Below are 14698 nucleotides of genomic sequence, written 5' to 3' on the forward strand. Positions count from 1 at the left end.
TCCTTTGTGCGGATGTATTCGCGAATGCGACTTCGAGTGCGCCACTACCAGCGTTTTTACCGGAAGTTCACGGCGTTTTCGCAGTGTAGGACCGAGTAGCTGGACTCGTTGCCAAATCCGGTAATTTTCGGCCCGGCGACGGGCGGTGATCAGCGGTTATCCGCCGGCGATTCCAATGTCAGATAGGCATCCCGGCCGGCCAGGCTGACCGCGACGTCGGCGATCAGCGGCTCGAAGAACCGCTGGCGATACAGCGGATCGACGCTGGTGCTCACCGTGAAGTACAGGCCCGAGAGCACCGCGACGAACAGCGATGTGTGCACCATGGTCTGCGGCACCGGGATATGAATGCCGAACCATGTTCCGGCACAAGGAGGTTCGCCGACCGCGCAGGACTGCTCACTGGACCACAGCACCGTCACGTCGTCGGGAACCGCGATGATGCCCAGCGCCATGAAGAAGGCGAACAGCCCGGTGGTGAACAGCACCACCTGGATCGCCTGGGCGAGGACCATCACGGCGACGACGTTGATCTGTTCACCCAGTGACAGGGCCGTTTTCGGGCAGTCCGTGGCAGCCTGCGGCGCGAGCGGCGTGCCGGCCAGCAAGGTGGCCGGATCGGACTGGGCGGAGCGGTCGTCGCGCAGGGCGCGCACTTCGTCGCGGATGGTGGTGATGACGAACACCAGCGCCACCAGGGCGAGGAATCCGATTGTCTGCCATAGCCGTTGACGCGACATCCGGGCGGCCAGCTGCCAGAGCTCGCCGGTGAAGTACACCACCACGGTCAGCATCAGCAGCGGCAGGGCCCGGCTCATCAACGTGCCTAGGGCGCCGAGCTGGATCCAGGCGAACCGGAAGGCCCACAACAGGATCGAGCCGACACCCAGGTACGTGAACCAGACCGCGAGCAGGGTCACGGCGACGAATGCCGGCGCCTCCGCAACGGTGGCCGCCGACCAGCCCGAGGCGATCACCGGCAGCAGCACCACGAAGATCGCCATCACCAGCAGTGCCGTCGACCGCCGACTGGCCACCAGGCCGCGCTCGTGCAGGAGGTGCAGGGCGAACGGTGCCGCGACCAACACTGCCGCCACCACCGCCAGCCGGGCGATGTAGCCGTAATCGGGATGCGCCCCGGTCCAGTTCGCCGCCAGCATCGTCAGCGCCGTCAGCGCGCCCAGGCCCGCCACCATCGGCGCCGAACGTTCGATCAGCGCCCGGGAGCGCACTCGTCGGGTCAGCACCAGCGGCAGTCCGCGGTGCAGGAACCAGTCGTTGACGGTGCGATCGTCGGCCGTCACGCGGCCACGGCCATGCGATAGCGGTCGCGCGCGACCAGTGTCAGTCGGAGGTCCTCGAGCAGCGGCTCCACGAAGCGTTCGCGATACTCCTTGTCGCTCACCGCTTTTGCGGCCAGGTACATGAAGGTCAGAGCGGTCAGGAATAGGGAGATCTGGATCAGCGCGTTCGGGATGGGCAGTGTCATGCCGAGGAACTGCCCGTCCGAGGGGGAGCCGTGCGTCCAGGCGTCCAACAGTTCGGGACTGATCAGGATCAGGCCGAACACCAGGAAGATCGCTCCGGTCACGACAGCCACGGTCAACACCTGCACCAACTGCGAAAGGGCCAGCACGAAAGCGACATTGGCGCGTTCGGCCGTCGACAGTGTGAGCGGCTGCGGTTGGCGCGGCAGATGTTCGAACGGTGTGCCGGCCAATTCATCGGCGTCGCCGGTGGAGTGATCGCGCTCCTGGTTCGCGACGGACCGGACCCGGGTGAAGGTGTTCGACATCAGGAACGCCACGGCGATCAGGTACAGCAGGCCGAGCGCGAACCACAGTCGGGCCCGGCCCACGGTGGCCGCCATCACCCAGGCCGGCGAATTGAAGAACACCAGCATGGTCAGCAGCAGCACGGGCAGCGCGCGAACCAGCAGATCGCCGATCGACGCCAGATTGGCGAACGTCATCCGGGCCGCCCAGCCCAGGACCGAACCGACACCCGTTGCGGTGCAGAGGAGTATCACGGCGATCACCACGGCGTCGAACACCAGGTCCACGAAGATCAGGGCACTCGGACCCCCGAGCACCCCGCCGATCACCGCGACGACGAGCGAGCCAATGGCGATCGCGGTGCGGCGGCGGGCGTCGTCGATCCGGGACACCGCCCAGCCCAGCGCGACCGCGACCGGCAGTACCAACGTGACCATGGCCAACACGAACCATTCGGTCCTCGTCGGCGAGCCGTCGATGGCGATGGTGTGCTTGCCGGTGACGCCGACGACCACGATCGAGAACGCCATGGACACGGCGAAGGCCGCCAGCGCGGGGGCCGACCGCGGTAACACCCCGCGCACCAGGACACCCGGGCGCAGCACGGCGGGCAGTCCGTTCGCGAGGAACCACCGCTCGGCGTCGCGGCGGTGGTCGGTGCTGGCCACGCCGACTAGTTCACCACGCAGCGCGCATCAAATGGTGAAGCCACCCCGATTGCCCACGGCAACACCGTCCTTGACCACCATCAGGATGTTCTCGGGAGTGCCGAGGCCGTCGACGTCGGACAGCGGGTTGCCGCGCACCACCACCGCGTCGGCGAGCTTGCCGACCTCGACGGTCCCCAGCCGGTCGTCGACACCGCACAACTCGGCCGACGTCCGGGTGGCCGCCACGATCGACTGCATCGGGGTCAGGCCGCCGAACTTCGTCAGCAGGCCCAGCTCCTTGAGGTTGGTGCCGTGGTCGGGCGACAGTCCCGCGTCGGTGCCCACCGCGATCCGCACCCCGGCGGCCGCCGAGGCGGCGATCGAATCGTGGGCCACGGCATGCCATTTGGCGCTCTTGGCGGCGGCCTCGGGGGTAGCGGTCACCGGGGCCATCGTCTCGAGCAGGGTCGGCACCAGGAAGGTCCCCTGGGACACCATCTGATGTCGCAGGTCGTCGTCGAGGGCGTAACCGTGCTCGATGCTGTGCACCTGGGCTTCGACCGCGGCCCGGATCCCCGCATAGCCGATGGCATGCGCGGCCACCGGCCGGCCACCGTAATTGCGGCCCTCCTCGACGATCGCGGCAATCATCTTGCGGCGCATACCGAGCCAGGTCGGATCGTCGTTGGGGGAGGAGACCCCGCCACTGGACGCGACCTTCAACACGTCCACCCCGTTGCGCAGTAGCTGACGGGCCCGGGTCCGGGCGGCGTCGACCGTGTCGACCAGGTACGCGCCGATGAAAGGGCCCAGGTCGATTCCCGACGGCAGGTGGAAATCAGCGTGACCGCCGGTCTGGCTCAACATGTTCTGGGCCACCAGCAGCCGCGGGCCCTCGATCAGCCCGTCGGCGACCGCTTTTCGCACGCCGACGTCGATGCCCATCATGTCCCGAGCGGTGGTCACCCCGTTCTGCAGCGTGACCCGCAGCCGGTCGATCAACTGGAAGTAGCCGTAGGACGGCGGATCGAGGGCGATCTGGATGGGGCTGCCCTTGGTGCCCGGCAGGGCGAAATGCACGTGGCAGTCGAAGAACCCCGGACACACGGTGTTGCCGCCGAGGTCCACTCGCACGGCCTCCGGCGGGACGGTCAACCCGGCTGCCGGGCCCACGGCCGCGAATTTGCCGTCGGTGATCACCACGCCGGCATCGGCGAGCGGGGCGGCGCCGGTGCCGTCGATCAGGATGGCGTTGTGCAGGAACAAGCTGCTCATAACGCCGACCACTTCACCACTCGAAGCGTTCCCGCGCAATCGGATCGACAGTGAAATCGGTTGGCGCCATGCCGGGACGCGGACTGTTAGCCTCTGCTGTCGATGACCCTGCGACTGCAGTGCTGGCTGTTCGCGATCGGTGCGGCGTTGTTCGCCACGGGCACCGCCCCCGGCTTCGCCTCGGTTTTCGGAGCGGCGCCACCAACGTGGTGTGCTTCGTCGGGTCCTGGTTCTTCACCAGCGCCGCCCTCATCCAGCTGCGCCTGTCCGTGGACGGGATGGACCGGCTGGCCGCGCGCGTGCAGTTCATCGGCACGGTGTTGTTCAACGTCAGCACGGCCACGGCGGTCTGGGCGCACCGGGTTCCGGCCGAACGCCGGTTCATGTGGACGCCCGACGCACTGGGATCGGTGTTGTTCTTGCTCAGCAGCGCCATCTCCGTCGCGGCGCTGCTGATCTGGGCGCGTGGAACGGCGACACTGCTGCGCGACTGGTGTCCGGCGTGGATCAACATGGCGGGCTCCGTCGCGTTCGGTGTGTCCGCGGTGGGGGCGTTCGTCCGCAGGACCGGGGTGACCGCGGACGAATGGCTGGCCAACGTCGGCACGTTCGTCGGCGCGCTGTGCTTCATGCTGGCTGCGCTGATGGCGCTGCCCCGGGGTGACTAGGCTGACGGGATGCAACGGATCATCGGCACCGAGGTGGAGTACGGCATCTCCTCGCCGTCCGACCCCACCGCGAACCCGATCCTGACCTCCACGCAGGCCGTGCTGGCCTATGCCGCGGCCGCCGGCATCCAGCGCGCCAAGCGCACCCGCTGGGACTACGAGGTCGAGTCGCCCCTGCGTGATGCCCGTGGATTCGACCTGAGCCGGTCGTCGGGCCCCCCGCCCATCGTCGACGCCGATGAGGTCGGCGCTGCCAACATGATCCTGACCAACGGCGCGCGCCTCTACGTCGACCACGCCCACCCCGAGTACTCGGCCCCCGAGGTCACCGACCCGCTGGACGCGGTCATCTGGGACAAGGCCGGCGAACGGGTGATGGAAGCCGCGGCGCGGCACGTGGCCTCGGTGCCGGGGGCGGCCAAGCTGCAGCTGTACAAGAACAACGTCGACGGCAAGGGCGCCTCGTACGGGTCCCACGAGAACTACCTGATGAGCCGCCAGACCCCGTTCTCGGCGGTCATCTCGGGGCTGACGCCGTTCATGGTGTCGCGTCAGGTGGTCACGGGTTCCGGCCGGGTGGGGATCGGGCCCTCCGGCGACGATCCGGGATTCCAGCTGTCCCAGCGGGCCGACTACATCGAGGTCGAGGTCGGCCTGGAGACCACGCTCAAGCGCGGCATCATCAACACCCGCGACGAGCCGCACGCCGACGCCGACAAGTACCGCCGGCTGCACGTCATCATCGGGGACGCCAACCTCGCCGAGACGTCGACCTACCTCAAGGTGGGCACCACGTCGCTGGTGCTCGACCTCATCGAGGACGGACCCCAGCTCGGACTGGACCTCTCCGATCTGGCGCTGGCCCGTCCCGTGCACGCCGTCCACGTCATCAGCCGTGACCCCAGCCTGCGGGCCACGGTCGCACTGGCCGATGGTCGGGAGCTGACCGCCCTTGCGCTGCAACGGATCTACCTCGACCGGGTGGCCAAGCTGCTCGACAGCCGCGATCCCGACCCGCGGGCCAACGACGTCGTCGAGACCTGGGCGCGGATCCTCGATCTGCTCGAGCGGGACCCGATGGAATGCGCCGAGCTGCTGGACTGGCCGGCCAAGCTGCGCCTGCTCGAGGGCTTCCGGCAGCGCGAGAACCTGAGCTGGAACGCCCCGCGGCTGCATCTCGTCGATCTGCAGTACTCCGATGTGCGCCTGGACAAGGGGCTGTACAACCGGCTGGTGGCCCGGGGTTCGATGAAGCGGCTGACCACCGAGCAACAGGTCATCGACGCCGTCGAGAACCCGCCGACCGACACCCGGGCCTACTTCCGCGGTGAGTGCCTGCGGCGGTTCGGCGCCGATATCGCGGCGGCAAGCTGGGATTCGGTGATCTTCGATCTGGGTGGCGATTCACTGGTCCGCATTCCCACTCTCGAGCCGCTGCGCGGCAGCAAAGCCCACGTCGGGGCCCTGCTGGACTCCGTCGACAGCGCCGTGGAGCTGGTGGACCAGCTCACCAATTAGTTCCGGCCGGGGTTCGGCTGACTCGGTGATACCCGGCAATCCGACCCCCTGCCGGTAGGGTGGAAGAACTTCAGTCATACAGGAGGCGGCGATGGCTCAGGAGCAGACCAAGCGCGGTGGTGGCGGCGGCGATGACGACGACGTCACATCCAGCACCGCCGCGGGTCAGGAGCGTCGCGAGAAGCTCACCGAGGACACCGACGACCTGCTGGACGAGATCGACGATGTGCTCGAGGAGAACGCCGAGGACTTCGTGCGGGCATACGTCCAAAAGGGCGGCCAGTGACCTGGCCCCAGACCGACCGTTCTTCGTTCTCCGATCACCTGCGCCGTAACGCACCGCACCTCCTGCCGGCCGGTTCTGGTGGCCCGGGCGTCCCGGCGCCGGGTGATCAATTGCCGCACGGAACCACGATCGTCGCGCTGAAATACCCCGGTGGAGTGCTGATCGCGGGGGACCGGCGAGCCACCCAGGGCAACATGATCGCCAGCCGTGACGTGCAGAAGGTGTACATCACCGACGACTACACGGCCACCGGTATCGCGGGTACCGCGGCCATCGCCGTCGAGTTCGCCCGGCTCTACGCCGTCGAACTCGAGCATTACGAGAAGCTCGAGGGCGTGCCGCTGAGCTTCAAGGGCAAGGTCAACCGACTGGCCACCATGGTGCGCGGTAACCTGGCCGCGGCCCTGCAGGGTTTCATCGCGTTGCCGTTGCTGGTGGGTTACGACCTCGACGATCCCGATCCCATCGGCGCGGGCCGGATCGTGTCGTTCGACGCGGCCGGTGGGACGCACATCGAGGTCGAGGGCTTCCAGTCGGTGGGCTCGGGCTCGCTGTTCGCGAAGTCCTCGATGAAGAAGCTGTATGCCCGGGTCACCGATGTCGATTCGGCACTGCGGGTGGCCATCGAGGCGCTCTACGACGCGGCCGACGACGATTCGGCCACCGGCGGACCGGACCTGGTGCGCGGCATCTACCCGACGGCGGTCACCATCGGCGCCGAGGGCGCCGAGGACGTCCCCGAGGACAAGATCGCTCAGCTGGCCCGCGAGGTGATCGAAAGCCGTTCGCGCAATGACACTTTCGGGCCCGACGACACCGCGGCCGTCAACGCCGCGCCGCGGGGTGACTCATGAGCTTCCCGTACTTCATCTCGCCCGAACAGGCGATGCGCGAACGCAGCGAGCTGGCGCGCAAGGGCATCGCCCGCGGACGCAGCGTCGTGGTGCTGGCCTACGCCGGTGGCGTGCTGTTCGTGGCGGAGAACCCGTCGCGCTCCCTGCAGAAGGTCAGCGAACTCTACGACCGCGTCGGCTTCGCCGCCGTCGGCCGGTTCAACGAGTTCGACAATCTTCGCCGCGGCGGCATCCAGTTCGCCGACACCCGGGGGTACGCCTACGACCGGCGCGACGTCACCGGCCGGCAGCTGGCCAACGTCTACGCCAACACCCTGGGCACCATCTTCACCGAGCAGGCCAAGCCCTATGAGGTCGAGCTCTGCGTCGCCGAGGTCGCACACTACGGCGAGTCCAAGGCGCCCGAGCTGTACCGGATCACCTACGACGGTTCCATCGCCGACGAGCCGCACTTCGTGGTCATGGGCGGCACCACCGAACCGATCGCGGCGGCGCTGAAGGATTCGTACTCGGAGAACGCCGAGCTCGGCGATGCGGTCCGCATTGCGGTCTCGGCGCTGCAGGCCGGCGGTTCCAACGGCGAGCAGCGAATCCTGGGCCCGTCGACGCTCGAAGTGGCGATCCTGGACGCCAACCGGCCGCGCCGGGCCTTCCGGCGGATCACCGGGGCGGCGTTGGAAGCTCTTCTGCCCCAACAGGATCAGGCTGCTGAACCCGCATCGGAGTGAACTGCGGCTGAATTCCCTGCGGACATCTACGACACGGAGTAGTTTCTAGGGCGCAACCCGAGGGGGTGAGCCCAGTGACGTCCACCGTCGATGCAGCCGACGCCGCAGACGCCGGACACGAGGTGCCCCGCCGGCCGGCCAACCCCCACGGCCGCTGGCAGCTGCGCCGGCAACCGTCGTCGGTGACCCTCAAACTCGTCATGGCGCTCACCGGCATCGTGTTCGCGTTGTTCGTCACGGTGCACATGGTCGGCAACCTGAAGGTCTACACCGGCGCCGAGCACTTCGACGCCTATGCGCACTGGCTGCGCACCCTGCTCGAGCCCTTGCTGCCCTACGAGGGTGCGCTGTGGATCTTCCGCGTCGTGTTGTCGGTCTGCCTCATCGGACATGTGGGCGCGGCGGTGGTGTTGACGGCACGGGCACACCGGGCGCGCGGTCGGTTCCGACGAAAGGGCATGCGGCGCTTCAGCTCGTTCACCGCGCGCACCATGCTCGTCTCGGGTCTGGTGTTGTTGCTGTTCATCGTCTTTCACATCCTGGACCTCACCGTGGGCGCGCGGCCCGCCGGCAGCGCGGAGTTCGTCCCCGGCCATGCCTACGCCAACCTGGTCGCCAGTTTCTCCCGGCCGGCGGTGGCGATCTTCTACCTGCTGGCGATGGCGGTGCTCGGTGCGCACCTGGGGCACGGCCTGTGGACGGCCGTGCAGGATCTGGGGGTCACCGGGCGGCGCATCCGACAGGTGTGCGCGGCCTTCGGCGGCATGCTGGCGATGGCCGTCATGGTGGGCAACATGACGATCCCTCTCGCGGTGTGGACGGGGCTGGTCAAATGAGTGAGCTGCGCAGCGGTGTCCCCGCGGGCGACCCGGCCAGCGCCTGGGAACGCCGCCTGCTGGACTACCGACTGGTCAGCCCGCTGAACCGGCGAAAGTTCACGGTGCTCGTCGTCGGCACCGGGCTGGCGGGGGCGGGTTGCGCCGCCGCCCTCGGTGAACTCGGCTATCGCGTCGAATGTTTCACCTTCCACGACGCGCCGCGCCGGGCGCACAGCGTCGCCGCGCAGGGCGGCATCAACGCCGCCCGCGGGCGCAAGGTCGACAACGACAGCGTCGCCAGGTTCGTCAAGGACACCGTCAAGGGTGGCGATTTCCGGGGCCGGGAGGCCGACTGCTACCGGCTGGCGGCCGAATCGTCGCGGGTGATCGACCACATGAACGCCATCGGCGCCCCGTTCGCCCGCGAATACGGCGGCAGCCTGGCCACCCGCTCGTTCGGTGGGGTGCAGGTGTCGCGGACCTACTACACCCGCGGCCAGACCGGACAGCAGTTGCAGGTCGCGGCCAGTCAGGCACTGCTGCGCCAAGTCCGGGCCGGGTCGGTGAACCTGCACACCCGCAGCGAGATGCTCGACGTCATCGTCGCCGACGGCCGCGCCGTGGGAGTGGTGACGCGGGATCTGGTCACCGGCGAGGTCGGCGCCACCACCGGGCACGCGGTGGTGCTCGCCACGGGCGGCTACGGCAACGTGTTCTTCCGGTCCACGCTGGCGCGCAACTCGAACGCCTCCGCGACGTGGCGGGCCCATCTGCGCGGTGCCCTGTTCGCGTCGCCCGCATTCATCCAGTTCCATCCCACGGCGCTGCCGGTGAACTCCGAGTGGCAGTCCAAGACGATCCTGATGAGCGAATCACTGCGCAACGACGGCCGGATCTGGGTGCCGGTGCGGCCCGGGGATGACCGCAACCCCAACGACATACCCGAGTCCGAGCGGGACTACTACCTCGAGCGGATGTATCCGGCGTTCGGGAACCTGTCGCCGCGGGACGTCTCGTCGCGCGCTGCGCGTGCCCAGATCGAATCCGGCCACGGCGTCGGACCGCTGAAGAACAGTGTGTACCTGGACTTCCGTGATGCACTGGCCCGCCTCGGCCGGGCCGTCATCAAAGAGCGGTACGGCAACCTGTTCGAGATGTATACCGACGCGACGGGGGAGGATCCCTACCGCGTGCCGATGCGGATCGCGCCGGGCGCGCACTTCTCGATGGGCGGACTCTGGAGCGACTTCGATCAGATGACCTCCATCCCAGGGCTTTTCGTTGCCGGTGAGGCGGGATGGGGCTATCACGGGGCCAACCGGCTGGGGGCCAACTCGTTGTTGTCGGCGTGCGTGGACGGTTGGTTCACACTGCCGCTCTCGGTGCCGAACTACCTGGCCGGGCTGCTGGGCACCCAACCGCCGGGTCCGGATGATCCGTCGGTGACGGCCACCCTCGGCGACGTCCGGGCGCGGGTGGACAAGTTGCTGTCGATCGGCGGAACCCAAGGGCCCGACCGGTTCCACCGCCGGCTCGGCGACATCCTGTACCGCGGTTGCGGGGTGTCCCGCTCGGCGCAGGGCCTGACCGCGGCGATTGCCGAGATCGATTCCCTGACCGACGACTTCTGGTCGGACCTCCGGGTCGCCGGAACCGGATCGCAGTTCAACCAGGAGCTCGAAAAGGCCGGGCGGGTGGCCGATTTCCTGGGTCTGGCGCGACTGATGTGTGTCGACGCCCTGGACCGCGACGAGTCCTGCGGCGCCCATTTTCGCGTCGAACACCAGACCGCCGACGGGGAGGCGCTGCGCGACGACGAGCGCTGGTGCTTCGTCTCGGCGTGGGAACACGGTGCCGACGGAACACCGGTGCGGCACGAGGAGCCGTTGTCCTTCACCGCCGTCCCACTGGCTACCAGGAACTACAAATGAAGCTCACCCTGGAGATCTGGCGGCAGGCCGACGGCGCGTCCCCGGGTCGCTACGAGCACCACGTGATCGACGACGCCACCCCGGAGATGTCGCTGCTGGAACTGCTCGACCGGCTCAACGACTCCCTCGTCGCGCAGGGCCGGGATCCCGTCGCGTTCGACTCGGACTGCCGCGAGGGCGTGTGCGGATCGTGCGGGATCACGGTGGACGGCCGCCCGCACGGGCCGGTGCCCAACACTCCGTCGTGCCGTCAGCACGTCCGGTCCTTCAGCGACGGCGCACATATCCGGCTGGAGCCGTTCCGGTCGGCGGCGTATCCGGTGGTGCGTGACCTGGTGGTGGACCGCTCCGCGCTGGACCGGATCATCGCCGCGGGCGGGCACATCGCCGTCGATGCCGGGACGGCGGCCGATGCCGACGCCGAGCCGCTGCCCAAGGACGACGCCGAGTACGCGCTGGACTTCGCGGCGTGCATCGGGTGCGGTGCCTGTGTGGCAGCCTGTCCGAACGGGGCCGCGCACTTGTTCGCCGGGGCCAAACTGCTGCACCTGGGCACCGTGACCCGGGGCCGGCTGGAACGCAGCCGCCGCGCGAAAAGCATTGTGGGGCAGATGGAGCAGGACTTCGGTCCGTGCTCGAGCTACGGCGAATGCGCGGACGTGTGCCCGGAGAGCATCCCGATGACGGCGGTCGCCGCGGTCAATCGTGAAGCGTTGCGGGCCAGGCTGCGGGGGAGGGCGGACTAGATGAAATACCTGTGGCGGGGCGGGATCCCGATCCTGGTGGCGGTGATCGTCTACCTCCTGCCCGTACCCGACGGCGTCGAGCCCACCGGGATGCGAATGCTCGGCATCTTCCTGGGCACCATCCTGGCACTGATCCTGCAGCCATTGCCGACCGGTTCGGTCGCGCTGATCGGGATGGCCGTGGCGATGCTCACCAGGACCGAGACACCCGCGAAAGCACTGGCCGGATTCGCCAACTCGACCGTGTGGCTGATCGTGGCCGCATTCTTCATCGCCGAGGGGTTCCTGCTGACCGGGCTGGGCCGGCGCATCGCACTGCTGTTCGTCACCCGGCTGGGCCGCTCGACCCTGGGCCTGTCGTACGGCATGGCGCTGACCGACCTGATCCTCGCACCCGCCACACCGTCGAACACCGCCCGCTGTGGTGGCGTCGTCTATCCCGTCGTCGCGTCGCTGAACCAACTCGAGGAGTCCTATCCCGAGCCGGAGGAATCGCGCAAGCGGCTGGGCGCCTATCTGACCCTGACCGCGCTGCAGGTCAACACCGTGACCTCGGCGATGTTCCTGACCGCGATGGCGGGCAACCCGGTGGCGCAGGAGGCCGCGGGTAAGCTGGGCATCGAGATCTCCTGGGGCAGATGGGCATTGGCGGCAGTGGTGCCCGGCATTGTCAGCCTGATCGCCATCCCGTGGGTGATGTCGAAGATCTATCCGCCCACCGTCACCAAGACTCCCGAGGCGCCGCAGCTGGCGCGTGACCAACTGCGCGAGGCCGGCCCGATGTCGGCCAAGGAGTGGATCATGGTCGGCACGTTCGTACTGCTGCTCGTGCTGTGGTGTCTGGGCGACGAATTGGGGGTCGATGCCACCACGGCGGCGTTCACCGGGATCGCCATCCTGCTCGTCACCGGCGTGCTCGGATGGAAGGACCTGGCGGACAACACATCCGCATGGAGCACGCTGGTGTTCTTCGGCGTGCTGGTCGGGATGGCAGCCGAGCTCAACGCCCTCGGGGTGATCGGCTGGATCGGGGATTCGGTTGCCGGATCGGTGGATTCGCTGCACTGGCTGGCGGCCTTCGCGATCCTGACGCTGGTGTACTTCTATTCGCACTACCTGTTCGCGTCCAACACCGCGCACATCGTCGCGATGTACGCGGTCTTCGTCGGCGCCGCCATCACCACCGGGGCCCCGCCGTTGTTCGCCGCGCTGGTGTTCGGTTTCATCGGAAACCTGTTCGGCGGACTGGCGCACTACTCCTCGGGGCCCGCCGGTGTGATCTACGGCTCGGGGTATGTCAAGACGCCCGAGCTGTTCCGGATCGGATTCGCGATCAGCATCGTCAACATCGCGATCTGGACGGTGATCGGCGGCGGCTGGATGAAACTCATCGGCATCTGGTGAGCGCACGTGCCGAGTTCGACGATTTGGTGCGTTTCTGTCGGACTTTCCCGCCAATTCGTACGTTTCGGCGTCAGTGGTGGCGGCCGGTGATCACCTCCAACAACCGATGCCAGGCGTCGGAGGGTTCGTCGAGCACATCGCCGTGCGCGGGCAGCCCGGCCATCGCCGAACCGTCCGACCGCCGACCGGTGGCCAGGCGCACCACGCCGGGCATCTGATCGGGGTCGGCGCCGTGGGGGCCCAGCGGTAGCCCCTGGAACAGCTCGATCGGGTCCAGCGGGGCAGTCATCGAGTACCGCTGCACGCCCGGGTTGCGGTTGTGCCAATCCGACGGCCGGAACACGCCGACGCCCGCCCCGGCGGCTTCCACGTACACCGTGCGGTCGGCCGTGAGGCCCTCCCGCTCGGCTGTGCCCAGGATCGAACCGCCATAGGAATGCCCCAGGTAGGTCACCGCTATCGACCGTCCGGTGGCGGCCCCGACCCTGTCCACGGTGCGGTCGACGTCCTCGCTGAACGCCACCAGCCGCGGCGCCATCTGCTCCGCGTAGGCCGGGTTGGCCGCGTTCCACAGGCCGCCGGTGGGGAACGGCCCACCCAGGTAGGTGATCATCGCAACGTCACCGCCGCCGGCCGCGACGAACCGGCGCACCGTCTCGGTGTTCTTCGCGGAGTCCAGGATGGTGGTGCCGTGTCCGGGCACCAGCACCCCGACGCTCGATGCGGTGTTCAGATCGCCGGTGAGCTCCACCAGCTCGGCGCGCTGGGGATCGAACGCCAGGATCTGCCGCGGCCGGGCGGCGCCGGTCACCGGATCGGGCGCATCGGCCAGCAATCCCTGGTAGAAAGTGATGCGCCGGTTGGCTATTCGGTCGTGGTCGGCGACCGCGGCGGCCCGCCGGGTGGGGTCCGCGGCAATGGACTGCCGGGCCCGTTCCAGGCTGATGCGGTCCCAGCGCGCGCCATAGCGCTCGGCGACCACCGCCCGGATCTTGTCCTCCACCGGACGATCGACCGTGCGACGCTCCGCCAGGATCGCATCGGTGATGTTGATCCGGTTGGCCGCGACCCTGAGCTCCCACGGCACTCCATCGGTGTTGCCGACCTGCTGCGGTGCGCCGGTGATCAGCAGTCGGCGCTGCTCGGGTGTCATCGCCGAGATCTGTTCGGTGATCCGGTCCTGCGCCATCGTCGGCCAACCGGCGACGACGCCGCCGGCAGTGCTCACCCCGGCGGGCCGGGTCATGGTGGCGGTGCCTCCACCGGACCCGAACGCCGCTGACAGCTTGTGCGCCAGATCGGCGTCGGCGGTCCCGAGTTCGTCGAGTGCGGTCCCGATGACGACGGTGAGTTCGGTTGCGCGACAGGACAACAGCTCGGAGGCGGCGGGTCCGGTCAGCAGCGGCAACAGCTCGGGTCCCTGGGCCGGAGCAGTGGTGGTGCCGTCGTCGCGGACGTGAAACCCCAACCGCTCGGCCGACTCGACCACGCGCACAACCCGTTCCCGTGCCGCTCCGATCGAGTCGGCCCCGCCGCGCGCGACCACCGCCGCTCCCACCAGCGTGCGTGCCGAGCCGGTGGCCGATCTGGTGATGGCATCCCACTTCTCGGTTGCGGCCGCCAGGGTCGACCCCTGCCCGTTCGGCGCGGCGCCGACTTGATCGAGCGTCGACTGCAACCGGCCGGCGGCGGCATCCCAGGCGTCGGCGAGTTCGCGCAACGCCTCCGCGCGCCAGCCGCGGGCCTGACTCAACGTGGGGCGGACCATGTTTCGCCGATGCTGAGGGCAGCGTCCCGGTCGGCGGCCTCGAAGGCGTCGGCCGACCGGCGGGCGACCAGCGCCCAGTCCTCCAGCGCGATGATGACCACTTCGAAGTAGTCCGCCAGCTTCGCCGATCCCATTACGTCGGCGACCTGCGAGCCGGGCAGGTCGGCGCTGTTGAGTTCGGGCATGCGCAGCAGGCCGAGTGCGTCGGCGCTGCGCTGCACGCGGTCGGCGGTGGCGCGCAAGAGATTCAGATCAACGGTGGCTTTGTCCATGCCGC

Annotated in this window: 13 protein-coding genes and 1 pseudogene; 9 read left to right on the top strand and 5 right to left on the bottom strand. The window is 68.5% G+C overall.

What is annotated here, in order from left to right:
- Window positions 1-149: 149 nt before the first annotated feature.
- The 3 genes from U0R18_RS00855 to U0R18_RS00865 are packed head-to-tail and all read right to left on the bottom strand — an operon-like array spanning window position 150 to window position 3700.
- Window positions 150-1304 carry a hypothetical protein gene (locus U0R18_RS00855; RefSeq protein WP_526365000.1) on the bottom strand — a complete coding sequence of 385 codons (1155 nt, stop codon included), beginning with the start codon at window positions 1302-1304 and terminating at the stop codon, window positions 150-152.
- On the bottom strand, window positions 1301-2443 hold the full coding sequence (locus U0R18_RS00860) for a hypothetical protein (protein WP_526365002.1): 1143 nt from the start codon (window positions 2441-2443) through the stop codon (window positions 1301-1303). The genes U0R18_RS00855 and U0R18_RS00860 overlap by 4 nt, the downstream gene beginning before the upstream one ends.
- Before the next feature lie 27 nt (window positions 2444-2470).
- The gene (locus tag U0R18_RS00865) at window positions 2471-3700 is read right to left on the bottom strand and encodes a metal-dependent hydrolase family protein (RefSeq protein WP_526365004.1); all 1230 of its coding nucleotides are present in this window, start codon (window positions 3698-3700) and stop codon (window positions 2471-2473) included.
- A gap of 102 nt (window positions 3701-3802) precedes the next feature.
- On the opposite strand from U0R18_RS00865, the pseudogene U0R18_RS00870 reads away from it, so the two are divergent.
- From U0R18_RS00870 to U0R18_RS00910, 9 genes and pseudogenes are all read left to right on the top strand, one after another.
- Window positions 3803-4368 (top strand): annotated as a pseudogene (locus tag U0R18_RS00870) (hypothetical protein).
- A 9-nt stretch (window positions 4369-4377) separates the two neighbouring features.
- Window positions 4378-5886: a depupylase/deamidase Dop gene (gene dop, locus U0R18_RS00875; protein ID WP_526365006.1), complete on the top strand. Its 1509-nt coding sequence runs from the start codon at window positions 4378-4380 to the stop codon at window positions 5884-5886.
- A gap of 91 nt (window positions 5887-5977) precedes the next feature.
- Window positions 5978-6172 (top strand): ubiquitin-like protein Pup, encoded by a 195-nt coding sequence (locus tag U0R18_RS00880; protein WP_526365008.1) that lies wholly within the window; start codon window positions 5978-5980, stop codon window positions 6170-6172.
- Entirely contained in the window at window positions 6169-7026 is an 858-nt protein-coding gene (gene prcB / locus U0R18_RS00885) for a proteasome subunit beta (RefSeq protein WP_526365010.1), read from the top strand. Before U0R18_RS00880 ends, prcB begins: the two co-directional genes overlap by 4 nt.
- Complete coding sequence (prcA, locus tag U0R18_RS00890; protein ID WP_526365012.1) at window positions 7023-7754, top strand: proteasome subunit alpha; 732 nt, start codon at window positions 7023-7025, stop codon at window positions 7752-7754. The genes prcB and prcA overlap by 4 nt, the downstream gene beginning before the upstream one ends.
- Window positions 7755-7876: 122 nt before the next feature.
- Entirely contained in the window at window positions 7877-8590 is a 714-nt protein-coding gene (locus U0R18_RS00895) for a succinate dehydrogenase cytochrome b subunit (RefSeq protein ID WP_526367337.1), read from the top strand.
- Window positions 8587-10503 carry a fumarate reductase/succinate dehydrogenase flavoprotein subunit gene (locus U0R18_RS00900; protein WP_526365014.1) on the top strand — a complete coding sequence of 639 codons (1917 nt, stop codon included), beginning with the start codon at window positions 8587-8589 and terminating at the stop codon, window positions 10501-10503. Before U0R18_RS00895 ends, U0R18_RS00900 begins: the two co-directional genes overlap by 4 nt.
- Window positions 10500-11249, top strand: a complete 750-nt coding sequence (locus tag U0R18_RS00905) for a succinate dehydrogenase/fumarate reductase iron-sulfur subunit (RefSeq protein WP_526365016.1) — start codon at window positions 10500-10502, stop codon at window positions 11247-11249. Before U0R18_RS00900 ends, U0R18_RS00905 begins: the two co-directional genes overlap by 4 nt.
- Complete coding sequence (locus U0R18_RS00910) at window positions 11250-12653, top strand: DASS family sodium-coupled anion symporter (RefSeq protein ID WP_526365018.1); 1404 nt, start codon at window positions 11250-11252, stop codon at window positions 12651-12653.
- 70 nt (window positions 12654-12723) lie between these two features.
- Here the strand turns inward: U0R18_RS00910 and U0R18_RS00915 are convergent, their stop codons facing one another.
- Together U0R18_RS00915 and U0R18_RS00920 are read right to left on the bottom strand one after the other, a co-directional pair.
- Entirely contained in the window at window positions 12724-14421 is a 1698-nt protein-coding gene (locus tag U0R18_RS00915; protein WP_526365020.1) for an alpha/beta hydrolase, read from the bottom strand.
- The gene (locus U0R18_RS00920; protein WP_526365022.1) at window positions 14403-14693 is read right to left on the bottom strand and encodes a DUF7162 family protein; all 291 of its coding nucleotides are present in this window, start codon (window positions 14691-14693) and stop codon (window positions 14403-14405) included. The genes U0R18_RS00915 and U0R18_RS00920 overlap by 19 nt, the downstream gene beginning before the upstream one ends.
- Between the last annotated feature and the right edge of the window lie 5 nt (window positions 14694-14698).

Origin of the sequence: Mycobacterium sp. (assembly GCF_046330795.1) — a bacterium.
Classification (GTDB): Bacteria; Actinomycetota; Actinomycetes; order Mycobacteriales; family Mycobacteriaceae; genus Mycobacterium.